Below are 25,298 nucleotides of genomic sequence, written 5' to 3'. Positions count from 1 at the left end.
ATTGAAGGGATTGGTGAGCACGTTAAAAACATTTAAAATTCACCAAAAATCAAATAAGAAAATCCCTGATCTTTACCTTAAATCAGGGATTTTCGCTGTTTTAAGAGCTAAAAACGATGAATATTAACTCTTTTCATGTCCTTTCATCATTCTGCGGTATAATAATTAGTCTGTCTTTCAACCACTTGTAAAAGATTATCCTCTAATAATGAGGTAGTCTTTCGTTTTCATTCTGACAATTTCCCCTTTTAAAGCTTTTGCAAGATCGGCTGTCATTTCTTTTTGTTCCTCTTCGTTCTGTGCTAATAAAGTTAAAGGTTTTCCCGAAAGAACTCGATCTTTATTAAGGGTTATAACAGCTAAAATATCATAGTTTGGCTTTATGTTTGATTCTCTTGCCATATCATTGTTTTCCTCCCAAATTTGTCTTCATAACCGATTGTGATTTTTTGATACTTTCTAGTAATGGGCATTTTTTGATCACTTCAATTAAAGCATCCATATCTTTTTTTATAGGAACAAGGGCAACGACAACTCTTCCGTTTTCAAAGTCTTTCCGAGTAAAATGGTAACGTTTTACACCTAATGATCTGGTTGCTTCAAATACGGCTGCTTGTCGTTGACCGAAATTGTCCAAGTTAATACGATAATAGTTTTCATTTGGGTAAATGACAACCGCCATTCCTTCTTCTTTAAATAGCTTTTGTGCTCGGTCACTTCCTAATTGATTGCTAATGTACATCCCATCAACAAATAGCTCAGATCCAATGACTTCAACTTTCCCTGGTTTAACTTGAGCGATATCCCCTATCGTTTTTCCTTTCGATATTCTAACTAATAAAAACAGGACAACGAGGCCAACAGCAATTCCAATTATAGTACCAGCCCATCCATTAACTGGTTCTATTTGAATCGTAATGGATGTCACTAATGCTACTACTAAGGAAAAATAATTTCTTGCTTCAAACGTCTTGGAAATTCCATCAATATAAGCTTTTCCTCTGTATGTAAATTCGGTTTCTTCTAAGTCAGTTAAACTTTCTTTTTCCATCTTACGAACATCTCGAAACTGTTGAATTGCTAAGGTCAAAAAGGTTACGGCTACAAAGTTTTTACTCATCAATGCCGGCAGGGCAACAGCCCCTAAAGAGGCAGCGACAAATCCAGTTATTAAATGAATTAGATAACCATTTGGATAACTTGGGTACTGGCGAAAATCCTCTTTTAAAGTGACGATACGAGCAAACGTTCCAATAATAATGGCTGTAATAATAATGTTTAAATCCGATGCAGCCAACAATTCTTTTCCTGTCATCTTTACACCTACATTTGACTATTTATTTGGCTGATTCAACAAATATTATTCCTATCTTCAACACTAAAAATCAGTTTTTCTTGAAGATTAAAAATTAGCTCTTTCGCTGATTTCATCAATTCTCACCTCAGGCCCCTCACTTCTAAATTTCCCATCTCAATCAAATTTCTATCCAAATTGTCATATATTAAGTTCATAAACCTAAAAAGCATAAAGGAGAGAAATAATTATGCGAATTGAAACGGTATCAACCGTTGAAGAAATCACCACTGAACATGTAAACGGCCGAACGGTAATCGTAATTGATGTACTCAGAGCCTCAAGCACAATGGTAACTGCTTTAACCTCAGGTTTCGATTCTATTACTCCAGTTGGAACCGTTAATGAGGCATTTGCTTTGCAATCAAAAAACACTGTTCTTGCCGGGGAGTGGCATTGCGAAAAAATTGATGGTTTTGACTACAATAACTCTCCTACCGTTATTAGAAAAAAGGACCATACTGGAAAACACCTTGTTCTGACAACAACAAATGGGACAAAAGCAGTTGAAAAAGCCGCCAAAGCAGACATGCTTTTAATAGGCTGTTTTTTGAACGCCACAGCTTGTATAACAGAAGCATTGGTTCAAAACGGTGATATAACCATTTATTGTGCAGGTTCCCGAAATGAATTTGCATTAGAAGATGGACTTGCCGCAGGCTTGATGGTCCATTTAGCGAAAAAACAGGCCCCTTCAATCGAGACCTGTGATTTTTCTAAAGCAATGGAAGCTTGCTTTCTTCAACTTTCCAAGGGGCTTCCTGACCTACTTTTTACGACTACTACTGGAAAGCGTTTAACGTCGCACAACTATACGGATGATATCAAATATTGCGGTCAAATAGACATCTTACAAATAGTTCCAATCAAAAAGGAAAATAGAATACTTTCTAAAACCAACACATAAACCTGTAATAGGAAAAATGGGACAGGGGTTGGATGAAATAATGAATATTTCTTCAGGTGAAATAGCGCTCGTCATTCTGATTGTTATCGGCTTAATTGGCCGCTCTCCGATTATTGCCACAGCTGCAAGCATATTGTTAGTATTGAAATTATCCTCGCTGGAGCGATTTTTTCCGATGTTAGAAAGACGCGGATTAGAACTCGGGCTTATGTTTTTGACGATATCCGTTTTAGTACCATTCGCAAGCGGAAAAATTACCGGGAAAGACATCTTACTCCTCCTTACAACACTTTCAGGAGCGGTGGCGCTCGCAGGTGGTGCGCTCGCTACATATATGAATGGAAAGGGATTAGAAATGCTTCGAGTTGAACCGCATATGATCGTTGGTCTTGTTGTTGGTTCTATCATCGGAATCATTTTTTTGCGTGGTATTCCAGTCGGCCCTCTGATGGCCGCTGCAATCACTGCTTTGTTAATGAAAATTATCTATTTTCTATCAAAAGTTTTTTAATATTAGGTTGAAGGTACCTTTTCCCTCTTCCTAAAAAGAGTGGCCAATTTTTGTTCACTGCCTGTTTCTCCTTTTTTACTTTTTCCCGGTTTAATGAATAAAAAGGCAATAATTAATGTTACTAGGCTTAAACCGGCCATGCTGAAAAATACGATCTGGTGGGAAATTTTCATTAACCAGCTAAAAAGAGGAGGACCAAAAGCCACACCGAGAAAACGCACACTTCCATATAAAGAAGTGATCATTCCTCTCTCGGCTTTTTCAACTGCACCTGTGATTAATGTGTTCAAACAAGGCAGCAAAAGACCAGTTCCTATACTACCCAAAGTTAAAAGCCCAACCATGAGAAAGATTTGCTGAAAGAAGGATACTGCGAGCATAGCCCCAGTTAACAAGAGGAGCCCCGTGACCATTATTTTTCGAATTAAAGGTTTGTTTTGTTTTATTTTCGCTCCTGTAATATAGGCTGTAACCACCATTCCGAGCAATGGAATAGCTAGAATACATCCTTTTATAATTCCATCAATTTTAAACGATTCTTCCAAAATATCTGACAAATAAAATAAAACTCCAAAAAGGATAAATAAGCCTACTGATCCAACTAAAAAGGCAGGAATCAGCCATCTTCCCTTCTGTTTAAATATTTGCTTTAACGCTCCAAGATACTCAGGCAGAGGCTTCCCCTTCTTTTTTTTCTTTTCCTTTACCCCAAACCATACAAAAACAGCTGTTGCGAAGCAAAGAATCGGAAAAGTAAAAAATACTGCAAACCAGATGATAAGTGCTATGAGAGATCCAAATATAGGAGAAAGGATTTTCCCCAATCCATTTGTAGATTCAATAATACCAAGTGCTTTACTTTCCTTGGCACCTGAATAAACATCACCAATTAAAGCCATAGCTATCGGTGAGGTACCCGCGGCTCCTATTCCTTGAATGATTCTTCCGATAAGAATCATTCCATAAGAATTATCCATTAACCAAGCAGCTAATCCTGAAACGACTCCACCAATTCCATAAATAACTAATGATGCAACAATAATCCACTTTCGACCATACCGATCAGATAAATAACCAACTAAAGGAATAATTAATCCTGCTGCAAGTGAAAACATTGTAATGATGAGACTGACTTGAAAACCGGATAAATCTAACTTTGATTTCATGGTGGGAAGTACAGGTACTAACATAGAATTTCCTAAAACCATTACTAAAGGGATCAGGGCAATTGCAACTATGTTTGCCTTTCCTTGTTTTGCTTCCATTTTCCTTCCTCCATTTTCATATCTGTTCTCTGTTTACCTTTTCCTTTTCCTTACTATTTGATTCAATCAGATGTGTTGGTACATGTTTATTAATTTTTTCCGTAACCTAATTATGTATAAATCACCCTCAGTTGGATTGGCTTTTTTCAAAAAAATGGGGCTAAAGATAAATCGCAAGCTGTGAAACACGGTCACCTCGAGTCTCCCAAATAACCTTCCGACTCGGGGGAGGTAAACTTAACTCTCTAAGACATAGACTTTGCTATAGAAAAGCAGTTAGTAAATAAAAAGGCAGGTAATTCATTTGAGAATTGAAAAAGTAGAAATTTTTCCGTTGCTGTATAAACTTACTAAACCCTATGGTGATGCCAATGGATATAAGAAGTACCGAACATGTTTTTTATTTAAAATAACGACATATTCGGGGATACATGGATGGGGAGAATGTATCGACTGGCTGCCTACGTTAGAAAAAGGATTTTCTGAACGTATTATTCCATATTTATTAGGTAAGAAAGCGACAGATCGGACGCATATTTGCGGTGTTATAAAAAAATGGCATAAGAGGGCGGCCGCAGGAATTAGTATGGCGCTTACGGAAATTATTGCCAAATCAGCTGGACTTTCAGTATGCGACCTATGGGGAGGGAAATTGAGAGATTCAATACCAGTATATGCTTCATTTCAATCGTACTCGGAAGAAGAAGATTGGTTGAAACATTCTTTGGAGTTGATTGATCAAGCGGTATGCAGGGGATTTAAAATGATAAAAGTGAAGATTGGCGGAAGAACACTTCAGGAAGATCAAGCTCATATTCACTCTGTACAAAGGTTGTTGGAAGAAAAAATTGGCCTTGCCCTGGATGCGAACCAAAGTTACGACGCTGCGACTGCGCGTATATGGGATCGATATTTTAGGGAATGGTCAAATATGTTATGGTTTGAAGAACCAATTCCAATGGACCAGCTGGCAGACTATAAGCTCCTGAGAAGCAATCTGTCAATTCCGGTCGCGGGTGGAGAGAATCTAAAGACCACCGCACAGTTTCTTCCTCTTTTAAAGGAAGGGGCAATTGATATTATTCAACCGGATGTCATGCATGTAAACGGAATTAACGAATATCGTGAAACGGTGCAGCTCTCCCGATCCTTTGGAGTAAGGAGTTCCCCACACTCATTTGACGGACCGATTTCAAGATTATATTCTTTATTTGTCCAAGCCTGTCTGCCTCCATGGAGTAAAATGGATCATGAGCAAATTGAACCAGTGGAATGGGATGTGATGGAAAATCCGTTTACTTCCCTTTTATCAGTTCAACCAACAAACGGAATAGTAAAAATACCTGATGAAATTGGGATTGGAGCGGAAATTGATATGGATAAATTGAAAAAATATCAATGGGATGGAACCATATACCATTAAGCCTTTTAACGAAAAATGTGAGTCGCTGGTCGTTCGGTGACCATACATACGATGCCCCGCATTAATATAGTTCTTTCATCTTTTGAAGATGATTGGCTTAGACCTTTGGGAGATATTGTTCAAAAGCTGGTAAAGATAGTTTTCTTTATTACGTTAATCACAATGAGAAGCTGGAGTGAAATACCTTCCACTCCAGTTTTTTACCTATTTTTAATCTGGCTGCAAAATCTGTCCTGGCCGGTTTAATAAAAATGTATCAAATCTTAAACCCCTTCTGAGGCATTCCAGGTTATAGGCATCTTCGAATTGAATATTTCCCATATTGACGTTTCTTCCCCAAAAATGAATTAATTCAATTTGCTGGTTTTTTTGTGGTGCTTCCCAAATCAGATATTTCCTCATATTGGAAGGGATTGTCTTTTCGATATCTTGAAGGAATTCTTTATCAATATGCCCTTCCTCATTAAAAATGCCGACATTTTCGCCCGATTCTCTTCCTTCTACAATCACGTAAGATGCGCCGCATTCAAGATCTGAGTATAGGGTTTGTTCTAATTCTTTTACTTCAAAATGGCTGCCAAGAGCTTTTTTACCGCACTCCGTTATGACAGTAAATCCTTTTTCAACTGCCTCCTGAATAATTTTTTGCCTTTTTTTAGCAGGCAGCTCAATCGTTCCGTCGGAAATTTCAAGATGATCAAAGCCTATTAATTGCATATAATCGAAGTACTCTTTTAATACATCCTGGTGGCAGGCAATTTCAAATAATGTTCCTCCCGGGTATAAGGTAACATTTTCTTTTTTTGCCAAGAGAAGCTTTTTTTTCAATAGTTCTGGCGGATACAGCATCGTTGTACCGAAGCCAAGTTTTATATAATCAACATATTGACCTCCAAGCTGCAGGTGTTCTTCAAATAAAGCTATACTTATTCCTTTATCTATTAACATAGTTAAACCAAGTTCTTCTGACTTACTGGCCCTTTCACCTGATGGATCAATAAGTTGTGGATGACAAATATTGTGCAGATGATTCACAGAACGGTCCCTCCTAATGGGTAATTGTCTATGTAAACCATCCTATGCATAGTTATATGCGGAGGTTCTTAGGGAATCCTTTACCCACTTTCCTCATCCTTGGTTTTGTCTATATCCATTGCCTCACCGCCGAGATGGATAAAAAGATTCGGTTCATTCTCTCCGTTTCCGAGAATAGATTTTTTGAGACCATCAATGTAATTAGATGTCATGTCAATAAAGTTCTGCTTCTCACCTGGATTATCCAACTGCCCCATAATATATAGGTCTTTTTCATCTTTATACAAATAGGCAAGGTACCCTACAGCTTTACCGTTCGTATCGACCACATTTATGATTTCTCCCTGCTCAGTGCGAAACTCTGGTTGAAAAAATATCACTTGTCAGTACTCCTTTCCGATATATAATCAACTTTTCACTAAGATTTTATTTGTAAGTAAAAAAGCAGTTTCTCTTTATGGTGGCTAAAATATATAAAAAAAATACGCGACCGGTTTGGTATGCGTAATTATTTCAGTATTCTGCTCAGAGATCTATACTAGATAGTAATCGGTGAATCGCCGACTGCTTTTAGCCACACAATCTAACCTCTCACCTCGAGATAATTTCATTTTGAGGTGAGAAACTTTGTTGTAGGAGGCAGACCAAAATGTTCAGGTAACAGTCTTCTGTTATAATAGCTTGATTCCGCTTATAAGAATCAATACCGCGATCACAGTTCGCAGCGGTCTTGCCGGTATTTTGGCAGAGAATGTGCTGCCAATCATTGCCCCGGGTACCGAACCTGCTAAAAGGTTAATTAGTAGAGGATAATCGATATGTCCTGTTCCTAAATAAAGCAAGCCGGCAACTGTTACTAACAAAAAGGCATGTGCAATATCTGTACCCACTAATTCAGATGCCTTTAGCTGATACACGTAAAGCATCGCAACGGCAAACAATGAGCCTGATCCAATGGACGTGAGCCCTACAATAAAGCCTAAAATAACACCAATTAAAATTGTCAGCCCTTTCTTTTGTTCAATGGTCTTTAATTGCAACCGGTTCGGCCGTAACTTTTTATCCATAAACAAGCGGATAATAATTGAGATAGCAACTAATACAAGAACATAACCAAGGGCATTTTTAATGATCTGATCTTGATTAAGATGACTGTCGTTAAAGAAATTCAACAAGCTGATTGCTGCAACTGCACTTGGAATACTCCCAATCGCAAGATATTTTACTAATTTGAAATTAATTGTTTTTTGTCTCCAATGTTGGACAGCTCCAGAAAGCTTGGTGATTGAATTGTAGACAAGATCTGTACCTACAGCAATCGTTGGATTAATACCTGAGGCAATTAAGATGGGAGTCAAAAGGGCAGCGTCTCCTACTCCCGTTAAACCTATTAATAACCCAACAAAGAACCCCATTATGATTATTTCTATGCTCATCATTTTCAACTCGCTTACCTTTTTTGCTGGAATGGATTTGCTCTACTATACAAGAGAAAAAACTGTCTCAGTAGATTATAGTTATTGATATATGCCTAGACGAGGAAAATGGTACCCGTCATAGCTAGCAACCATAACTTAAAATTCCGCTTATTAATTTTGTTTTTTTATTAAAATAAAGGGCTCTACATTTAAAAAAATTGTTTTCATGATCGATCAATTAAAAAACTCAAGCTCATAATAGTACATACAAAATTAGATCCACTTAAAAATTTTTTCATTCACCATTGATAAAGACCGATAGTTTGAAAAGAAGGAATACAGTTTTCTTAAATAGAGAAACTATTTTTTGGGGAGATTCGCCAAAGGATTTTAACCGAAATTATTAAAATCTCAAAATAGATTTAATTGATTAAATGTTGAGAAAATTTCACTCGCATCTGTATAATGCAAAAGTGCCGGTTTGCACCTGGCACTTAAAGTTTGTCAAGATCCAATTTTTGTTTTAATGCCTTCTTCCTTTCTTCTTCAGAAAGATTCGAGGACTTCAATTGTTCCCTATACTGATGGTATTCTTCTAATTTTTTTTCAATGTCTTTATCAATTAATGAGGCAAATTTTTCGCTAAACTCTTTTGCAAGCAATGGGCTTGCACCTGAGGTAGAAACTGAAAAGATTAGCTTGCCCTTTTTCACGATTTTAGGAACCTGTACATTTCCTATTTCAGCTTTATGAACAACATTTATTAACTGATGGCCAGAAACTTGTCCTGCAATCCATTCGTTTATATTCGGGTCATTTGTTGCAGCTATTATTAAAAAAGCTTGCTTAATATCTTCAGTACATACTTCCTTTTTCTTCCACACAATCTTGCCGCTTGCCGCTAAATTTTTTATTTCATCATTTACTTGCGGACTTACTACAGTAAGGTGTGCACCTTCTTCTTTTAAGAGCCGGAGGCGTCTAAGGGCTATTTTTCCTCCTCCCACAATGACAACCTGTTTATTTTTCATATCGATCATCAATGGGAGCAATTTATTTCCTCTTTCCGAAACGAAAATTGCTGGTCTTCATTAAGAACCGTTTCGTTTACTCTATCTAAAAATATTTTTTCTAAATGCGGGTGGAATCCAATATAATTGGTTAAAAACAAATTGTCTTTTACCTCATTAATGGCCCTTACCTCTTTCTCTATATCCTTCATTAACAACCCTGTAAAAAGTAAATATGGGACAAGATAGACCGGTTTCGTTTCCATTTTTAATACTTCCAGCATTTCATGAAAGCTTGGTTTAGCAGCGGTCAAAAAACATACATTTACTTCTGGAAAAAAAGATTTTTTTTGAACAAAGGCAGCAATTTCTTGTAAATCTTTTTTAACAGCTGGATCAGAGCTGCCTCTTCCAATTAAAACTACTTTTCCATCCGGCGTTGCTTGAATTCGTTCATTGATTCGATCAATGACGACTTCAGGAATTAAAGGGTGGACCCCAATTGGTCTTCCATAGGTCACATGGATTCCTGGATAATTCTCCATACAACTAAGGATCTCCTTAGGTATATCTTTTTTTGCATGGACTGCCGTTAATAGAAGTAAAGGAACGACAGCTATATGAGTCGCTCCTTTCTCCACACATTGTTTAAATCCTTCTTCAATAGTGGGTGGTGATAATTCGAGAAAAGTAGTAATTTGAATAGGTGCGCCAGCAAAAGGCTTGACCTTATCAATAAACTGGCATGCTTCCTGACACGCTTCTTTTAACCGGCTTCCATGGCAAACATATAAAATAGCTTGTTTCATTATAAAGCCTCTCCTGCGAGTTTAGAAATCTCTTCTTTTGATTCAAACCAACTTAGTTGGTTATGAAATTTCACCACTTCTCCAATGACAATCATACTCGGATTTCCGATCCGATGTTTTATCACTTCTTGCTCAATCGTTTCTAAGGTTCCAGTTATTGTTTGCTGCTTTTCAGATGTGCCCCAATGGACAACTGCTATAGGAGTCTGTTTACTTTTCCCGTTTAAAATCAGCTTCTCAAGAATATAAGAAAGGTTGCTCATGCCCATGTAAATAGCTAAGGTATCGATTCCATTAGCTAAAGCTTCCCATTTAATATCTTCTTCGGTCCCTTTTCGTTTATGACCTGTTATAAATGCCACACTCCCGCTTACTTCACGGTGAGTGACAGGAATTCCTGCATAAGCTGCTGCCGCGACTCCTGATGTAACCCCAGGCACGACCTCAAATGGTATTTGATGACGGACAAGATATTCTGCTTCCTCCCCGCCTCTTCCAAATACAAAAGGGTCTCCACCTTTCAAGCGTGTGACAACCTTTCCTGCTTTTGCAAACTTTACTAAAAAATGATGAATGGTTTCTTGCTTCATGATATGGTAGTTTGGCAGCTTTCCACAGTAGATTAGATCAGCATCTGGTTTTGCGTATTCAAGCAGATCTTTATTTACTAAACGGTCATATAAGACAACATCTGCTTTTTTAATTGCCTTCATTCCCTTTACTGTTATCAGATCTGAATCTCCAGGACCCGCTCCAACAAGATACACCTTTCCCATATAAGCTTCCCCCTCTTGATTAAGATGTGGTTTCTGGTTTATCTAAGACGAATCCAGATCCGTTTCGGATTTTTTTTCTTTCATATAGAGAAATATCTTGAATGTTTGGCAGCTTAAGATAAAACTTCTCTAACTCTACTTCTACTGCTGAAAATGCTTTTTCATCATTTTCAGCAGCAACTACCACATGTGTAACTTTTTTTTCAATTGTAACCTCAAAGCGATACAAATTCAAAAGGAAAATCCTCCTTATACTGCCTGCCCTTGGGTTAAAATTTCATTCAACTCGTTCTGTAATGGTTCCAGACCAATTCGATTCATAAAATCGTAGAACGTTTCTTTTTCTTGTTTCGTGTTTTTATAATAGATAAGCAATTGTTTTAGTACGCCCGGAAGGTCTTCACCATCAATTTTCCCTTTAAGTTTTTCGTTGAATTTTCCGCCGTCTAACAATGTCCCGCCTACATATATTTCAAATGCTTCAATCATGCCTTTTTCTTTTGTTTTCATTTTGATTCCTTGAAGACCAATGTCGGCGATCGCTCTTTGTCCGCAGGAATTTGGACAGCCCACCATATGAATCCTAACTGGCACATCAAGTGAGACCTCTTCGTCTAAGAACTCTGCAATTCTTCTCATTCTTTCTTTCGTTTCGACTAAAGCTAGATTACAATATTCAATTCCTGTACAAGAAACAGAATAGCCAATAAAAGGTTTAGGATGAACCGTTATTCTTTCAAAGATTTTCTCACTTAAAAGTTCGTCCACTAAATGATCAGGTATGTTCGGGATGATGAGATTTTGCGAATTACAGTTGCGGATTTCACCGTTTCCATATTTTTTTGAAATTCTTGCAAGCTCTAACACTTCATTTGAATTTAATCTTCCAACAGGTACGTTCAAGCCAACATAATTTAAGCCCTCTTGTTTTTGAGGGTTCACACCATAGAAATACCCAGCATTCCACGTATCATCTTCATCCGTTCCTTTTGCTTCAAGAGGACCAGTCATTTCAATAATCTTTTCTTTGAATTTTTCAGGACCCCAGTCTGCCACTAAAAATTTCAGTCTTGCAAGATGACGTTTTTCTCGATATCCATAATCACGGAAAATGGTTGTGACAGCAATTGCCACGTCCTTCACTTGTTCAGGAAGAATAAACAAATCAAGTGTTTGGGCTAAATATGGCTTTGCAGAAAGGCCGCCGCCCAGCTTTAAATGAAAACCGGCTACACGTTCTCCAGCAATGACTTTTGTTGCAGGTGTAAAAGAGATGCAATTAATCTCTGCATTTGAAGCATTCTGTTTGTTTGTGCTAATTGACATCTTATATTTACGAGGTAAATTTGAGAAATCCTCATTGTGTTGGAAAAACTCATACACTTCTTTTACAATTTCAGTTGTATCAAATAATTCATGAGGGTCAATTCCTGCTAATGGATTTCCTACAATGGTTCTTGTTATATCGCCGCACGCGCCTGCGGAAGAAAGGCCTACTGCTTCTAAACGGTTAAAGATATCTGGTATTTCTTCAATTCGAAGCCAATGAAATTGGATTGCCTGTCTAGTTGTAATATCATAAACATCTCTTCCATAATCCTTTGCAATGTTTGCAAGTGTAACAACTTGATCGTTATTTAAAATTCCAGATGGAATATTTACTCTCATCATGAAGTAGCCGTCTTCTTTAGGGCGTTGGAGGTAACAGCCAGCCCATTTAAAAAGATCCCACTGATCTTTAGGGATTGACTCAAAGCCCTTTTCAGCATAATTTGGAATGTCTTTAAAGATTTCTAAGCCGTCTTTTTCAAGTTTTACTAGTTCTGTTTTATTCAATTTTTCATTATTTTTCCAAATTTTCTCATATCCCATTATTTTAACCCTCTTATATTTTGTTTTGGAGCTGCAAGAATTGAATAATTTCTTTCACACAATCTTCAATGGAATTCTTTTGTGTATCAACAACCAATTCAGGAGCAAGAGGCTCTTCATAGGGTGAATCAACACCTGTAAATTGTTTAATCTCACCTTTTCTCACTTTTTCATAAAGTCCTTTTGGATCCCTTTTTTCGCATTCTTGTAAAGAGCATTTTATATAAACTTCAATAAATTCGTCTTTATCAAGGATGGAGCGTGCAAGCTCACGGTCTTCCCTAAACGGAGAAATGAATGCTGTCACTACGATTTGTCCGCTGTCAACAAATAGCTTTGATACTTCTCCAATCCGACGAATATTCTCTTTCCGGTCTTCCTCTGAAAAGCCTAAATCTTTATTTAACCCATGTCTTACATTATCTCCGTCTAACACAAACACTTGTTTGTTTTCTTCGTATAATTTTTGTGCAAGTGCGTTTGCGATTGTAGATTTTCCGGAACCGGATAAGCCGGTAAACCAGAGAACAAAGCTTCCATGTCCGTTCTTGTTTCTTCTGTCTTCTTTTTGAATAGAAGTTTGATGCCAAACGATATTTGTTGATTTACTCACTTTGTTTCCTCTCTTTCTATACCGGCTGTTTGCTTAAACCTTTTATTAATACCTCGACTACTTCTGGGCGGCTGAATGTGCTTGGTGGTGTTACCCCGCTTCTTAACATCCCTCTAACTTTTGTACCCGATAATATTTCATGATGCTCTTTATCATGCGGACATGTTTTAGTTGTAGCCATTCCTTCACATTTTTTGCAGTAGAAGCTATGTTCAAATTTTAATGGAACAATTCCTAATTCTTCAGGAGAAAATTGATCGAACATGAGCTGTGCATCATATGTTCCGTAATAGTCGCCAACACCTGCATGATCTCTGCCGACGATAAAATGAGTGCACCCGTAATTTTTTCGAACTAATGCATGAAAGATTGCTTCTCTTGGTCCTGCATATCTCATTGCTGCTAAGAAAACTCCAAAAAATACATTGTTTTTAGGATAATAGTTTTGTAATAACACTTGATAGCTTTCCATTCTTATGTCAGCTGGAATATCATCTGACTTTGTTTCCCCAACAAGAGGATTTAAGAATAATCCGTCAACTGTTTCTAAAGCTGTTTTCTGGATATATTCATGAGCGCGATGGACAGGGTTTCTCGTTTGAAATCCGACAATCGTTTTCCATCCCCGCTGTTTAAAGGCTTCTCTTGTTTCTTTTGGATCATAGGTGTGTTCTTCAAAAAGCTTAGCAGTACGTTTCGTCAGGATAATTTCTCCGCCAAGATAAACATCCCCTCGATCATAAAGCTTTTTTACTCCTGGATGATTCGTATCATTCGTCTGATAGACTTGCAGTGCTTCTAATTCTTTATCTGGCTTGAAGCGGTCTTGCAAGTTAAGGACTCCGAATACTTTCCCTTTGTAAGACAGCTTTACAGCATCTCCAATTTGCAGGTGAGAAGCTGTCTCCTCTCCCACTGGAAGAGTGATGGGAATACTCCAAACAGTTCCGTTTGCAAGTCTCATGTTTTTCACAACAGATTTATAGTCTTCTTGATTTAAGAAGCCTTCTAACGGACTGTATGCCCCTATTCCGATTAATTCTAAATCACTTAATGATGTTGCATCTATTTCAATTTCCTGATCGATTTGATCGATTGGATAATCGGGTTGATATTTTTGAATTAATGTTCCACCATGCGGTTGTAAACTCATGAAAAAATTCCTCCTAATCTAATCTTTTTACTGTGTTTTATTGGTTGAGTATATCTATTAAATTGTTGGTTTTGAAGTATAAGCAAGTCGAAGAAAGGCAATCGGTGTGTCACCGATTGGTCTCGCCCTCTCACCTGACGGATAGATAAAAGACTAACTACGATTCAATAACAACAAGTTACAAATACAACCTATTTACTTGGGTTTAAATGCCTCCGCCTTGCTCCTGGATAGCACGTTTTTCATCCATTACCATTTTCTTTAGACTAATTGCTCCTGTGGTCGCAATCATTACACTTATTAAGACAACAAGTGAGTAATAGTGCTGAAGGAGCCATAATTGCACAAGGAAGTATGAGATCGTTAATGAGAAAAGTGGAGAGACAATCCACACTTTTAACATTTTTTGAACGATTTGCTTATGAAATACCCCTCTTCCTTTTTTTGCCATCCCAATACCGATGATGGATGAGGTTGTTACTTGAGTTAAAGGTACAGGTAAGCCAAATATCGAGCTAATAATGACTAAGCCTGCTCCTGTACTTGATAGCAGGATCCCCTCACCTTTTGTAAATTGTGTGATCTTCTTTCCGTTTGTTTCAAGTACTTTACCGCCAAGCACGATTGCGCCAATACCAACTGCCAGACCGCCAATCAATGTACCTGTTGTGGTAGACATCACTCCAGCTCCGACCAAAGGTCCAACAGCATTTGCAACATTGTTCATTCCTGCTGAAAAAGCTTCAAGAAATCCGGCCGCTATTAGAATGATGGTTAGAAATTTAGGAGCCTTTTTTATGCTTGGTCTTGAAAAAATCAGCTTCCCTGAAATATACGTTACTAAAAATCCAATTACCGGAACAATCACCCAAAATGCCATGATAAAAAGCAGAGAATTGACATAAAGTACTTCATAGGCAATTCCAATTCCTACGACTGCCCCAACTGTGACTTCACTAGTTGAGAGCGGAATCCCCATTAAGTTTGCCAAAAATAAAGAAAGCGTGGCAGACGACAGGATAATAATGACTACCTCCATTGACATCATCGAAGAAGGCATAATTCCTGAGCTGATCGTTTTTACAACTTCTCCACCGCCAATAACTGCGCCCATGATGACTCCCAAAGCACATATCCATAGTGCAATGCGTCTTTTTCGAATCGCACCAGAACCATAAGCAATTCCCATTGAAGCAGCAGCACCACTTGCTCCGATATTCATGGCGAAAAATAAACTGATGATGACTGCTACGATTTCAACCATTACCTTTCACCACTATCCATGCAAACCGCATTCTGTTTTTTGATTTCCTGTCCATCTGCCTGAACGAAGATCATCCATCGTGTAGGCTGGTTTGGTGCATGGAGCGCAGCCAATGCTCGGATAGCCTTGATCATGTAGAGGATTATAAGGGAGGTCATGCTTGTGAGCATAGCGCCAAATATCCTTCCATGTCCAATGGATGAGCGGACAAACCTTAATGGATTGGAATCGATCATCTTTATTAATAAATTGAACATTCTTTCTCGTTTCTGATTGTTCTCTTCTTAGCCCTGAGAGCCAAGCGCTGTAACCGCTGAGGGCCTGCTCGAGCGGAAGCACTTTACGCAAACGGCAGCATTCATTTGGGTTTGTTTTCCAAAGTTCTTCACCGTAAAGTTTAGATTGTTCCTCTAAAGTAAGGGAAGGTTGTTTTAGCTCAATCTGAAGGTCCGGATATTTTTCTTTCACTTTATCAATCGTTTCGTACGTTTCTTTAAAATGTACATTTGTATCAAGAAAAACAATTTTCGCCTTCGGATTTACTTGATGAATCAAATCAATCAATACAATTCCTTCAATCCCGAAGCTGCATGCATAAATAATATCTTCCCCATATTCTTTATAAGCCCACTTTAGGGCATTAAGCGCTCCTTTATCAGGATTGTCAATTTCAACTTGGAGTTCTTCCTGTTCCCATTCTTGATAAGTAATCATAAACTTTCACCTCTTTTCAATAGTCTCTTTTCTAATAGATCGTTGTTTTTGAGATGAAATAGAAAGTTGGTTATAGGCAATCGGTGAATCGCCGATTGCTTCTAGTCTCATCTCCGACCTCTCACCTCAGGAAAATACACTAACTCAACAAGGGATTTAAAAACAGTTTTTCCATCAAAAAGAGACGGGGTTAACAAACTGCTCGGGTACATCCTTCTCACACTTATTTAGAGGAATTTAAGCGATTATGTGAGCTGATGTTTAACGCAATATGGTTAACCCCGCCTCTAGTTTGTCTAGTTAGCAATCTTATTACTTTAATCTTACTTTTTCACTTTTTTCTAATTGAATTACTTTTCCATCTTGAATAATTAACGTAATACTTCCGAACTTCATTTGTTGAAGCATCTCTTTCAGTTTATGGATGACTTCATCAATGTGTTCATCTCGCCCCATTGAAGTCCCCCCTCACTTCAAATCGAGATTACAAACTTCTTTCGTTCCAAATCCATTATCAACTTAAAAAATCTTTCCAATTTGGAAAGATTGTTAAGGTTATAGTTTCATAACCTTATCTTCCAAAATGGCTGACATTTTGCTGGATGTAGCACCTTACACACATGTATATGCAGGTTGCCGGGTTTCGATGGGCCAGTTCCCTCCACCTCTCTGGATAAGAAAGTTCCTATTGAATTCAAATTTTAGCACAATTCGAACAAAAGTCAACCCGAGTTTTTTGATAGGATTAATTATTTTTAAAAAATCAGGCTTTTTTCCTAATTTTATCCCTCATTCAAAAGAATTTATATTAGACTAATTATGATAAATATTTGATGAAAAAAGCTTCGTTACTTACTGGAATTAAGCGTTATAGCCTGAAGCGTATAGAAGCCAGCTTCTTACATTGTATTGACCTTTAATTTTTTGTTAGATGATGAATTAAGAATCAATTATTCCGACTTAGGAACTTGGAATATTTGCAAATAAAAATGTAAAATGGGAGGAATAGATACTTACGTAAAATAAAGAAGTGCACGAAAGGTTTTAAGTGATGTTTACCGTAATCAAGCTTCTGCGACTTTTCTTTCAATATGTGAAGCTAAAAAATAGAGAGATTTATAAATAGATAGAGGTGTTTTTTGTGCTCCAGTCAGTTATTTTATCTTTTATTGCCCTCTTTACAGGGAGTTTTGCTGTCGCATTATCTCTAATTCACGAGCCGAACGAACAGCTATTTGAAGAAATTCAACAGTCATCAAATGGATCACTTTCATTATTCGGATGGATTGGAAAAATGGCTTGGAGTCTTCTTTACAAGGTTGCCCCAAGCCGTATTGCATTTGTATTTAAGCTTGTCTTTTTTATCATTGCGATGCTTTCTTTTATTACTTTACTCTTCCAATGGTTGTAGATAGAGTCATTTAAACAAAGCTGTAAAGTCGAACAGCTCAAGCGTCTAGGGAAAAATAGAAAAGTGGGAAGAAAAATATGGAAGAAAACTTTGATTGTCACTTGAAACCTTTAATGGGGGATGAAAAAACCCCGCTGATGGAAGTTTCACTTTATCCCACTCTTAACGGGCAGTAAAACCCCAACTTTAATTTTCTGTTAAAAACGTAGGTAGGGGGGATAACTGCCCGTATAGGTCCGATTGGTTCAACTAACCATCAGTGGGGCAAAACACCCCACTGATGGATGTTTCACTTTAACCGTTTAACCAGTCAGAGGACTCAGGATTTGAGCGCCATTTTTGAAGCTTTTTCAAGTCTTTGTCAGTGACATACTCTTTTGAATGGGCAACATCGATTAGCGCTGAATAATTGCTTAACGAAACTGCTGTAATCTTTGCTTCCGATAATAATTCATCGGCCTTTGGCAGCTCATAATTGAAAATGGATACAATCCCTAATACGTCGCAGCCTTCTTGTCTTAAAGCTTCGACTGCTGTAATCGCACTGCCGCCAGTAGAGATTAAATCCTCTACCACTACGGCTTTTTGACCGGCATTTACTTTTCCTTCAATTTGATTTCCTTTTCCATGGCCTTTCGGCTTACTGCGGACATAGCACATTGGCAGATCTAATACCTCACTCACCCATGCTGCATGTGGAATGCCTGCTGTTGCTGTGCCTGCAATGACCTCTGCCTGGGGAAAGTGAGTTTTAATAAGATCTGATAAACCTAATGCAATTTTCTTTCTTACTTCAGGATAAGATAATGTTAAACGGTTATCACAATAAATGGGAGATTTTATTCCGCTCGACCAAGTGAAAGGTTCATTTGGCTGCAAAAACACAGCCTTAATCTTTAACAAGTCCTCTGCCAATTCCTTTTTCATACTTTCAATCCTTTCCATTCATCGTTCACTTTTAAATAAGCATTGAAGGGTTCCGCCGCTCTTGTAATGCTTCTTCCGACAACTATAGCTGATGTTCCAGTACTTCTTGCATAGCCAGGCGTCGCTACCCGGACTTGATCATCTGCACGATCTTCATTTAATCGTATGCCAGGTGTTACAGTTAAAAAGGAAGGGGATATCTTTTCATGAATCGTTTTCACTTCATGGACAGAGCAAACAACCCCATCAAGACCGCTTTCAAAAGCAAGCTTCCCATAATGGAATACAGTCTCATCGAGGTCTCTCTCTATTAACAATTCCTCTTTTAGCATCGAAGAAGAAGTGCTTGTTAGCTGTGTAACCCCGATACAAGAAGGTCTTGAAAAGCCTGATTGTGTTCCTGCCTCTAATCCTTCAATGGCTGCCTCCATCATCCTTTTGCCGCCTGCAGCATGTACATTCACAAGGTCAACGTTTAATTTGGCCAAGCCTTTCATTGCCTGGCAAACAGTATGCGGAATATCATGAAGCTTTAAGTCTAGGAAAATCCTGTGCCCTTCATTTTTCAAATAGTGAATAATCTCCGGGCCTTCTTGATAAAAAAGCTCCATTCCCACTTTTACAAACAGTGACTTACCTTTAAAAGGCTGCAGGAAGTGGTGTACTTCCTCCTTTGAGGAAAAATCAAGGGCAATGATAAGCTCTTTGTCGATCATTCTTCCAGCTCCTTCCCACACACTCTGAAATATGCTCAATTCCATATGAATGTAATAAAGCAGGCAATTCTTCAATAATTTCCGGGCAAATGTAAGGATTGACAAAGTTTGCTGTACCAACTGCTACTGCGCTTGCTCCAGCATAAAAGTATTCAAGCACATCCTCTGCATTTTCAATTCCACCCATTCCGATAATCGGGATATTGACCACCTGACTTACTTCGTGAATCATCCGAATGGCAACTGGTTTAATCGCCGGACCTGATAGTCCTCCCGTTTTATTTGCGAGAATAGGCTTCGCTTTTTTCAAATCGATTCTCATCCCAAGTAATGTGTTGATCATCGTTAATCCATCAGCACCTGCATTTTCGATCGCTTTTGCAATGCCAACGATATTTGATACGTTTGGAGATAGTTTCACGTAGACAGGTACTTCAGACACTTCTTTAACGGCTCTAGTCAGTTGTGCAGCAATCTCTGCATCTGTTCCGAAAGCAATACCGCCCGTTTTTACATTCGGACAGGAGATATTAAGTTCAATGGCTTTAACGTTTTCAGCCCGGCTGATTTCTCTTGTCACTTCAACATAATCCTCGATTGTAGAACCAGCTACATTTGCAATAATCGGCACATCAAATTGCTCAAGCCAGCGTAATTCATTTCCAATCACGTTCTCAAGTCCGGGATTTTGCAATCCAATTGCATTTAACATGCCGCCTGGCGTTTCCGCTACTCTGGGTGTATCATTTCCGAATCTCGCCTCTAAAGTTGTAGCTTTGATCATTATGGCACCAAGCTGACTTAAATCATACAGCTCAGCCATTTCTCTTCCGAATCCAAAACAACCAGAAGCAGGCATTACAGGGTTTTTAAGCGATAAGCCTGGTAATTTTATATCTAACATTGAAGTTTAACCTCCCCTGACTTAAAGACCGGCCCGTCACTGCACACTTTCTTATAGGAAACATCGCTTTCATAAGTATGGCAAACACAAGCGAAGCAAGCTCCAATTCCACAGCCCATCCGTTCTTCAAGTGATATATAAACTTCTTTGTGCGGAAACATCTTAGTTAGTGCACTTAGCATAGGTGTAGGGCCGCAAGAATAAAGACAATCAAAGTCTGGATTTAATTCCTGCAGTAAGCTTGTGACAAATCCTTTTGTCCCGTAAGTCCCATCATCTGTTGTGACATATGTTTCTCCTAGCTTATTAAATTCTTTTTCAAAAAAAACATCTTTTTTAGATTGAAATCCTAATACGTGAATAACGTTTATTCCCTTTTCGCAAAGCTGCTTAGAAAGCTCATATAAAGGTGGGACTCCTATCCCGCCCCCTACAAGCAGAGCTGTTTGCCCTGCCTCAAGGTTGCGGATAGGGAATCCTTGGCCAAGCGGCCCTAATACATCAACGAGATCGCCTTGTTGTTTCTTTGCTAAAAGAGAAGTTCCCTTCCCTTCCACGCGGTAGATCATAGAAAATTCCTTAGCTGATTGATTGATAGCCGAGATACTGATCGGCCTTCTTAATAATGGTGCGATATTTTCAGAAACTCTAAGATGCACAAATTGGCCAGGCTGTTTCATATTGGCAACTTGTTGACCTGTTAATGTTAAATGAAAAATCTTGTCGGCAATCTCTCTTTGGAAAACAACTTTCATTTCTTCACGTTTTTTCAAGAAAAACTCACCTCATGTGCCTTTTTTTGAGCAGGCATAGCATTTGTTGAAAAGCTCATTGATTCCAAGACTCTAAGGATCGCTCTTGCTGTATCCAAGGAGGTTAGACACGGCACACCATTTTCAACCGATTCTCTGCGAATTTTAAACCCGTCTCGTGCTGGCTGCTTGCCTTTTGTAAGTGTGTTGATGACAAACTGGGCCTCACCGTTTCGAATCACATCCAAAAGGTTCGGTGATTCCGTTCCAATTTTATTTACGATTTTTGACGGCACCCCTGCTTCCTTCAGAAACTCTGCTGTCCCGCTTGTAGCCAGAATCTGATAGCCGATATCGTAAAAACGCTTGGCAATTTCTAAGCCTTCTTCTTTATCTTTATCTGCTACCGTAAGAAGAACTGAGCCATATTTTTGAATGTTAATACCAGAAGCAATTAGTCCTTTATAAAGGGCTTTTTCCAAGGTTGAATCTTTCCCCATTACTTCACCAGTTGATTTCATCTCAGGTCCGAGTGTAATATCTACCCTGCGCAGCTTAGCAAATGAGAATACTGGTACTTTTACATAAACTCCTGATGCTTCTTCTTGAAGACCATGTTCAAATCCGTGTTCTTTTAAATTTTTCCCTAAAATGACCTTTGTTGCTAAATTGGCCATTGGGATTTTGGTGATTTTACTTAAGAATGGCACCGTTCTGCTTGAACGTGGATTCACTTCGAGAACGAACACATCATCTTTGTAAATGACAAATTGGATATTAAGTAATCCAACAATGTTTAATCCTTTTGCCAAGCGAATTGTATAATCCACAATTTTGTCTTTAAGATGCTTAGAAATCGTTTGTGGCGGATAAACAGCGATTGAGTCGCCTGAGTGAACGCCTGCTCTTTCAATATGCTCCATGATTCCAGGAATAATGACTGTTTCACCATCTGAAATGGCATCCACTTCAATTTCTTTTCCAATTAAATATTTATCAATTAAAACGGGGTGCTGCGGGTTTATTTTCACAGCATTCCTCATGTAATGGAGCAGTTCTGTTTCTTGGTAAACAATTTCCATTGCACGCCCGCCTAGAACATAGGATGGTCTTACAAGGACGGGATATCCAATAGTTGATGCAATCTTAACTGCTTCATCGACAGAAGTTGCTGTTTTACCTTTTGGCTGAGGAATGTTTAATTCATTTAACGTTAATTCAAATTTGTCGCGATTTTCCGCTCGATCAATATCCTCAAGGGTTGTTCCAAGGATTTTAACTCCCCTCGCTGACAGCTCCTCTGCCAGGTTGATCGCGGTTTGTCCGCCGAACTGGACAACAACACCCATAGGTTTTTCTAGATCGATAATATGCATAACATCCTCGATTGTTAAAGGTTCAAAATAAAGCTTGTCTGAAATACTGAAGTCTGTTGAAACAGTTTCCGGGTTGTTGTTCACAATAATCGCTTCATACCCTGCTTCCTTTATCGCCCAAACAGAGTGAACTGTTGCATAGTCGAATTCAATCCCTTGTCCAATCCTGATTGGTCCAGAACCAAGCACGATGACACTCTCTTTATTTGTTACAAGTGATTCATTTTCCTCTTCATATGTTCCATAAAAGTATGGTGTAGTTGATTCAAATTCTGAAGCACATGTATCAACCATTTTATAAACCGGAATGATATCAGATTGTTTTCGATATTCATAAATTTCACGCTCTGTTGTATTCCATAGCTTTGCAAGGGCAATATCTGAGAATCCTAACTCTTTCGCTGTCTGCATGACCTCTGCATTAAATACATTTTCCTTGAGAACCTCTTCATATCTGACGATTTTTTCGATTTTGTTTAAGAAGAATAGATCGATCATGCTCCACTCATGAATCGTTTCAATGGTGATCCCTCTTCGAATCGCTTCTGCAAGGTAGAATAACCTTTCATCCCCAGCTTTTTTAATTCTTTTTGTAAGCAGTTCATCGTCGATTTCGTCTGCATCTTTTAATTCTAAATGATAAACATCTGCTTCAAGGGAACGGACTGCTTTTAATATAGACTCTTCAAATGTTCTTCCGATCGCCATTACTTCGCCTGTTGCTTTCATTTGCGTTCCCAGCCTGCGGTTTGCAGATTCGAATTTATCAAATGGCCAGCGCGGGATTTTAGAAACAACATAGTCTAAAGCCGGCTCGAAGCAAGAATACGTTTTGCCTGTAACAGGATTCATCATTTCAGCGAGTGTTAACCCGACAGCAATTTTAGCAGCAAGCTTTGCAATCGGATAGCCTGTTGCTTTTGAAGCTAGCGCAGATGAACGGCTTACACGCGGATTTACTTCAATAATGTAATATTGAAAACTATCTGGATCGAGCGCAAGCTGAACGTTACAGCCCCCTTCGATTTCAAGGGCGCGAATGATCTTAAGAGAGACATTTCTTAATAATTGATATTCTCTGTCACTTAACGTCTGGCTCGGTGCTACAACGATTGAGTCACCAGTATGAACGCCGACAGGATCAATGTTTTCCATATTACAGACGACAATGGCATTGTCGTGACTGTCACGCATGACTTCATATTCAATTTCTTTAAATCCTGCAATACTTTTTTCGAGCAGGCATTGAGTAACAGGGCTTAATTTAAGTCCATTTGTAACAATTTCTACAAGATCCTCTTCATCCTCACAAATTCCGCCGCCAGTTCCGCCTAATGTATAGGCTGGTCTTACAATGACAGGATATCCTACTTGTTCAACAAACGATTTGGCTTCATCTAGAGTATGAATAATTTCACTTTCTGGAACTGGCTCTGAAAGTTCATTCATTAAGTCTCTAAACAACTCTCTGTCTTCTGCTTGTTTAATAGCTGATAGCTTCGTTCCTAACACTTCCACATTACATTCTTCAAGGACTCCTGCTTCAGCTAATTCAACAGCAAGGTTTAAGCCTGTTTGACCTCCAAGAGTAGGTAAAATGGCATCTGGGCGTTCTTTGCGGATAATATGTGTGACAAATTCAAGTGTTAATGGCTCAATATAGACTTGATCAGCAATTTCGGTATCAGTCATGATTGTTGCAGGATTGGAGTTAACGAGAATAACCTCATAGCCTTCTTCCTTTAAAGCAATACATGCTTGTGTTCCTGCATAGTCAAATTCAGCTGCTTGACCAATAACGATTGGACCTGATCCTATTACAAGTATTCTTTGAATATCTAGGCGTTTAGGCATACGGCTGTCCCCTCTTTCTTTGATGTTTCAATCATGGATATAAAGCGGTCGAACAAGTTATTGGCATCTTCTGGTCCCGGAGATGCTTCAGGATGATACTGTACTGTGAAAGCTGGATAATTTTTGTGCTGCAAGCCTTCGATAGTTTCATCATTTAGAGCGACATGAGTCGCTATTAAGTTAGTACCTTCAAGAGAATCACTTTTAACGGTGTAGCCATGGTTTTGCGCAGTAATCGCTACCTTCCCAGTCGATAAATCCTTTACAGGATGATTAGAGCCCCTGTGGCCAAATTTCATCTTCTCTGTATCAGCTCCGCAAGCAAGGGCAAATAATTGGTGTCCTAAGCAAATTCCAAACAAGGGCACCTTCCCTAATAAGCCTTTGATCATTTCCATCGCAACCTCTACATCTTTTGGATCCCCAGGACCATTTGAAAGCATAATCCCGTCAGGTTTTAACTGCAGAACTTCATCAGCTGTAATGTTATAAGGAACAACAACTACGTCACAGTTCCGTTTATTTAATTCCCGAAGTATTCCGTGCTTCATACCAAAATCAACGAGAACAATGCGATGACCGCGTCCAGGACTTGGGAAAGCTGTTTTTGTTGAAACTTTCTGAACTTGATCTCGGGGTAATTCTGTTTTTCTAAGCTTTTGAAGGATCTCCTCCACACTTACATCTGCAGAACAGAACATTCCTTTTAATGTTCCGTGTTTACGGATAATTCGTGTAAGCTTCCTAGTATCAATCCCAGCTAGACCCGGGATCTCTTTTAATTTTAAGTATTCATCTAATGAATACTCACTTCTCCAGTTTGAAGGAAGTTGACATAATTCTTTTACAATCAACCCATTAACAGAAGGAGAGATCGTTTCAAAATCATCTCTATTTATACCGTAATTTCCAATTAGCGGATAAGTAAGAGTGACAATCTGCCCGCAATAAGAAGGATCTGAAAGGATTTCTTGATAACCTGTCATCCCTGTATTGAAAACGACTTCCCCTGCAATAGCTTTTTCGCTGCCAAAGCCTTCACCTTTAAAAATAGTTCCATCTTCTAAAACCAATAATCTTTTCATCAAAGCCCTCCTATGGTGACTAGTTCTCTAACCTTCGCAGTATTTGCATAGTTTTTATACTATTTGCATCGAAAATGAATGGCATGCTTATCTCATTGCACAAATGTGGACTACCTGATTTTTTTAGGAAGAATCCTCTGATTTTACTA

Annotated in this window: 26 protein-coding genes and 1 riboswitch; of the genes, 4 read left to right on the top strand and 22 right to left on the bottom strand. The window is 38.5% G+C overall.

The genetic code is table 11. The features are described from left to right. Positions 1-195: 195 nt before the first annotated feature. Together IC621_RS07090 and IC621_RS07085 are read right to left on the bottom strand one after the other, a co-directional pair. A complete protein-coding gene (locus tag IC621_RS07090) occupies positions 196-402 on the bottom strand; it encodes a capping complex subunit for YIEGIA (protein WP_191157130.1) in 207 nt (68 codons plus the stop codon). Position 403: 1 nt separating this feature from the next. Continuing rightward, the gene (locus tag IC621_RS07085; RefSeq protein ID WP_191157128.1) at positions 404-1,315 is read right to left on the bottom strand and encodes a YIEGIA domain-containing protein; all 912 of its coding nucleotides are present in this window, start codon (positions 1,313-1,315) and stop codon (positions 404-406) included. 229 nt (positions 1,316-1,544) lie between these two features. On the opposite strand from IC621_RS07085, the gene IC621_RS07080 reads away from it, so the two are divergent. Both IC621_RS07080 and IC621_RS07075 read left to right on the top strand, forming a co-directional pair. Further along, entirely contained in the window at positions 1,545-2,261 is a 717-nt protein-coding gene (locus tag IC621_RS07080; RefSeq protein ID WP_191157127.1) for a 2-phosphosulfolactate phosphatase, read from the top strand. Between the two features lie 46 nt (positions 2,262-2,307). Further along, positions 2,308-2,772 (top strand): DUF441 domain-containing protein, encoded by a 465-nt coding sequence (locus tag IC621_RS07075; RefSeq protein ID WP_191157295.1) that lies wholly within the window; start codon positions 2,308-2,310, stop codon positions 2,770-2,772. Between the two features lie 2 nt (positions 2,773-2,774). Here the strand turns inward: IC621_RS07075 and IC621_RS07070 are convergent, their stop codons facing one another. Continuing rightward, positions 2,775-4,037: an MFS transporter gene (locus IC621_RS07070; RefSeq protein WP_191157125.1), complete on the bottom strand. Its 1,263-nt coding sequence runs from the start codon at positions 4,035-4,037 to the stop codon at positions 2,775-2,777. 304 nt (positions 4,038-4,341) lie between these two features. Between IC621_RS07070 and IC621_RS07065 the strand changes: the two genes are divergently transcribed. Continuing rightward, positions 4,342-5,460 (top strand): mandelate racemase/muconate lactonizing enzyme family protein, encoded by a 1,119-nt coding sequence (locus tag IC621_RS07065; protein ID WP_191157123.1) that lies wholly within the window; start codon positions 4,342-4,344, stop codon positions 5,458-5,460. 210 nt (positions 5,461-5,670) lie between these two features. On the opposite strand, the gene IC621_RS07060 is transcribed toward IC621_RS07065, so the two are convergent. The 13 genes from IC621_RS07060 to IC621_RS07000 all read right to left on the bottom strand — a co-directional run bounded on the left by IC621_RS07060 (position 5,671) and on the right by IC621_RS07000 (position 16,580). Continuing rightward, positions 5,671-6,495, bottom strand: coding sequence for a phosphosulfolactate synthase (locus IC621_RS07060; RefSeq protein ID WP_191157121.1), 825 nt, complete (start codon positions 6,493-6,495; stop codon positions 5,671-5,673). Positions 6,496-6,575: 80 nt separating this feature from the next. Then, a complete protein-coding gene (locus IC621_RS07055; protein ID WP_191157119.1) occupies positions 6,576-6,875 on the bottom strand; it encodes a hypothetical protein in 300 nt (99 codons plus the stop codon). Positions 6,876-7,166: 291 nt separating this feature from the next. Further along, entirely contained in the window at positions 7,167-7,931 is a 765-nt protein-coding gene (locus IC621_RS07050) for a sulfite exporter TauE/SafE family protein (protein ID WP_191157117.1), read from the bottom strand. Positions 7,932-8,407: 476 nt separating this feature from the next. After that, positions 8,408-8,965, bottom strand: coding sequence for a precorrin-2 dehydrogenase/sirohydrochlorin ferrochelatase family protein (locus IC621_RS07045; RefSeq protein ID WP_191157115.1), 558 nt, complete (start codon positions 8,963-8,965; stop codon positions 8,408-8,410). Continuing rightward, on the bottom strand, positions 8,953-9,732 hold the full coding sequence (locus IC621_RS07040) for a sirohydrochlorin chelatase (protein ID WP_191157113.1): 780 nt from the start codon (positions 9,730-9,732) through the stop codon (positions 8,953-8,955). The genes IC621_RS07045 and IC621_RS07040 overlap by 13 nt, the downstream gene beginning before the upstream one ends. After that, positions 9,732-10,508: a uroporphyrinogen-III C-methyltransferase gene (gene cobA, locus IC621_RS07035; RefSeq protein WP_191157111.1), complete on the bottom strand. Its 777-nt coding sequence runs from the start codon at positions 10,506-10,508 to the stop codon at positions 9,732-9,734. Before cobA ends, IC621_RS07040 begins: the two co-directional genes overlap by 1 nt. A 19-nt stretch (positions 10,509-10,527) precedes the next feature. Continuing rightward, a complete protein-coding gene (locus IC621_RS07030) occupies positions 10,528-10,743 on the bottom strand; it encodes a DUF3906 family protein (protein ID WP_191157109.1) in 216 nt (71 codons plus the stop codon). Positions 10,744-10,757: 14 nt separating this feature from the next. Further along, complete coding sequence (locus IC621_RS07025; protein ID WP_191157107.1) at positions 10,758-12,380, bottom strand: nitrite/sulfite reductase; 1,623 nt, start codon at positions 12,378-12,380, stop codon at positions 10,758-10,760. A 13-nt stretch (positions 12,381-12,393) separates the two neighbouring features. Beyond that, positions 12,394-12,993, bottom strand: a complete 600-nt coding sequence (cysC, locus tag IC621_RS07020) for an adenylyl-sulfate kinase (protein WP_191157105.1) — start codon at positions 12,991-12,993, stop codon at positions 12,394-12,396. A 16-nt stretch (positions 12,994-13,009) separates the two neighbouring features. Then, positions 13,010-14,146, bottom strand: coding sequence for a sulfate adenylyltransferase (gene sat, locus IC621_RS07015; RefSeq protein ID WP_191157103.1), 1,137 nt, complete (start codon positions 14,144-14,146; stop codon positions 13,010-13,012). Positions 14,147-14,351: 205 nt separating this feature from the next. After that, positions 14,352-15,410: an inorganic phosphate transporter gene (locus IC621_RS07010; protein WP_191157101.1), complete on the bottom strand. Its 1,059-nt coding sequence runs from the start codon at positions 15,408-15,410 to the stop codon at positions 14,352-14,354. A 12-nt stretch (positions 15,411-15,422) separates the two neighbouring features. Further along, the gene (locus IC621_RS07005) at positions 15,423-16,124 is read right to left on the bottom strand and encodes a phosphoadenylyl-sulfate reductase (protein ID WP_191157099.1); all 702 of its coding nucleotides are present in this window, start codon (positions 16,122-16,124) and stop codon (positions 15,423-15,425) included. A gap of 312 nt (positions 16,125-16,436) precedes the next feature. Continuing rightward, positions 16,437-16,580 carry a YezD family protein gene (locus IC621_RS07000; protein WP_191157097.1) on the bottom strand — a complete coding sequence of 48 codons (144 nt, stop codon included), beginning with the start codon at positions 16,578-16,580 and terminating at the stop codon, positions 16,437-16,439. Positions 16,581-16,692: 112 nt separating this feature from the next. Next, positions 16,693-16,804: riboswitch (SAM riboswitch) on the bottom strand. A 461-nt stretch (positions 16,805-17,265) separates the two neighbouring features. On the opposite strand from IC621_RS07000, the gene IC621_RS06995 reads away from it, so the two are divergent. Then, on the top strand, positions 17,266-17,535 hold the full coding sequence (locus tag IC621_RS06995) for a hypothetical protein (RefSeq protein ID WP_191157095.1): 270 nt from the start codon (positions 17,266-17,268) through the stop codon (positions 17,533-17,535). A 294-nt stretch (positions 17,536-17,829) separates the two neighbouring features. Here the strand turns inward: IC621_RS06995 and pyrE are convergent, their stop codons facing one another. The 6 genes from pyrE to IC621_RS06965 are packed head-to-tail and all read right to left on the bottom strand — an operon-like array spanning position 17,830 to position 25,149. Beyond that, entirely contained in the window at positions 17,830-18,462 is a 633-nt protein-coding gene (gene pyrE / locus IC621_RS06990) for an orotate phosphoribosyltransferase (RefSeq protein ID WP_191157291.1), read from the bottom strand. Next, a complete protein-coding gene (pyrF, locus tag IC621_RS06985; protein ID WP_224752368.1) occupies positions 18,459-19,178 on the bottom strand; it encodes an orotidine-5'-phosphate decarboxylase in 720 nt (239 codons plus the stop codon). The genes pyrE and pyrF overlap by 4 nt, the downstream gene beginning before the upstream one ends. Further along, on the bottom strand, positions 19,147-20,082 hold the full coding sequence (locus tag IC621_RS06980; protein WP_191157093.1) for a dihydroorotate dehydrogenase: 936 nt from the start codon (positions 20,080-20,082) through the stop codon (positions 19,147-19,149). Before IC621_RS06980 ends, pyrF begins: the two co-directional genes overlap by 32 nt. After that, the gene (locus IC621_RS06975; protein WP_191157289.1) at positions 20,076-20,837 is read right to left on the bottom strand and encodes a dihydroorotate dehydrogenase electron transfer subunit; all 762 of its coding nucleotides are present in this window, start codon (positions 20,835-20,837) and stop codon (positions 20,076-20,078) included. Before IC621_RS06975 ends, IC621_RS06980 begins: the two co-directional genes overlap by 7 nt. 14 nt (positions 20,838-20,851) lie before the next feature. After that, positions 20,852-24,064, bottom strand: a complete 3,213-nt coding sequence (gene carB / locus IC621_RS06970) for a carbamoyl-phosphate synthase large subunit (RefSeq protein WP_191157091.1) — start codon at positions 24,062-24,064, stop codon at positions 20,852-20,854. Next, positions 24,049-25,149 carry a carbamoyl phosphate synthase small subunit gene (locus IC621_RS06965; protein ID WP_191157081.1) on the bottom strand — a complete coding sequence of 367 codons (1,101 nt, stop codon included), beginning with the start codon at positions 25,147-25,149 and terminating at the stop codon, positions 24,049-24,051. Before IC621_RS06965 ends, carB begins: the two co-directional genes overlap by 16 nt. Positions 25,150-25,298: the final 149 nt, after the last annotated feature.

The organism is Metabacillus arenae, assembly GCF_014773385.1.
Classification (GTDB): Bacteria; Bacillota; Bacilli; order Bacillales; family Bacillaceae; genus Metabacillus_D; species Metabacillus_D arenae.
The sequence above is the reverse complement of the archived record's forward strand: the minus strand, read 5'-3'. Positions and strand labels throughout refer to the sequence as shown.

Coding starts and splice junctions, on each gene's coding strand:
- IC621_RS07090 (WP_191157130.1), bottom strand. CDS start 402: ATGGCAAGAGAATCAAACATAAAGCCAAACTATGATATTTTAGCTGTT.
- IC621_RS07085 (WP_191157128.1), bottom strand. CDS start 1,315: ATGACAGGAAAAGAATTGTTGGCTGCATCGGATTTAAACATTATTATT.
- IC621_RS07080 (WP_191157127.1), top strand. CDS start 1,545: ATGCGAATTGAAACGGTATCAACCGTTGAAGAAATCACCACTGAACAT.
- IC621_RS07070 (WP_191157125.1), bottom strand. CDS start 4,037: ATGGAAGCAAAACAAGGAAAGGCAAACATAGTTGCAATTGCCCTGATC.
- IC621_RS07050 (WP_191157117.1), bottom strand. CDS start 7,931: ATGAGCATAGAAATAATCATAATGGGGTTCTTTGTTGGGTTATTAATA.
- IC621_RS07040 (WP_191157113.1), bottom strand. CDS start 9,732: ATGAAACAAGCTATTTTATATGTTTGCCATGGAAGCCGGTTAAAAGAA.
- cobA (WP_191157111.1), bottom strand. CDS start 10,508: ATGGGAAAGGTGTATCTTGTTGGAGCGGGTCCTGGAGATTCAGATCTG.
- IC621_RS07025 (WP_191157107.1), bottom strand. CDS start 12,380: ATGGGATATGAGAAAATTTGGAAAAATAATGAAAAATTGAATAAAACA.
- sat (WP_191157103.1), bottom strand. CDS start 14,146: ATGAGTTTACAACCGCATGGTGGAACATTAATTCAAAAATATCAACCC.
- IC621_RS07010 (WP_191157101.1), bottom strand. CDS start 15,410: ATGGTTGAAATCGTAGCAGTCATCATCAGTTTATTTTTCGCCATGAAT.
- IC621_RS07005 (WP_191157099.1), bottom strand. CDS start 16,124: ATGATTACTTATCAAGAATGGGAACAGGAAGAACTCCAAGTTGAAATT.
- IC621_RS07000 (WP_191157097.1), bottom strand. CDS start 16,580: ATGGGGCGAGATGAACACATTGATGAAGTCATCCATAAACTGAAAGAG.
- pyrE (WP_191157291.1), bottom strand. CDS start 18,462: ATGAAAAAGGAATTGGCAGAGGACTTGTTAAAGATTAAGGCTGTGTTT.
- pyrF (WP_224752368.1), bottom strand. CDS start 19,178: ATGATCGACAAAGAGCTTATCATTGCCCTTGATTTTTCCTCAAAGGAG.
- IC621_RS06980 (WP_191157093.1), bottom strand. CDS start 20,082: ATGTTAGATATAAAATTACCAGGCTTATCGCTTAAAAACCCTGTAATG.
- IC621_RS06975 (WP_191157289.1), bottom strand. CDS start 20,837: ATGAAAGTTGTTTTCCAAAGAGAGATTGCCGACAAGATTTTTCATTTA.
- carB (WP_191157091.1), bottom strand. CDS start 24,064: ATGCCTAAACGCCTAGATATTCAAAGAATACTTGTAATAGGATCAGGT.
- IC621_RS06965 (WP_191157081.1), bottom strand. CDS start 25,149: ATGAAAAGATTATTGGTTTTAGAAGATGGAACTATTTTTAAAGGTGAA.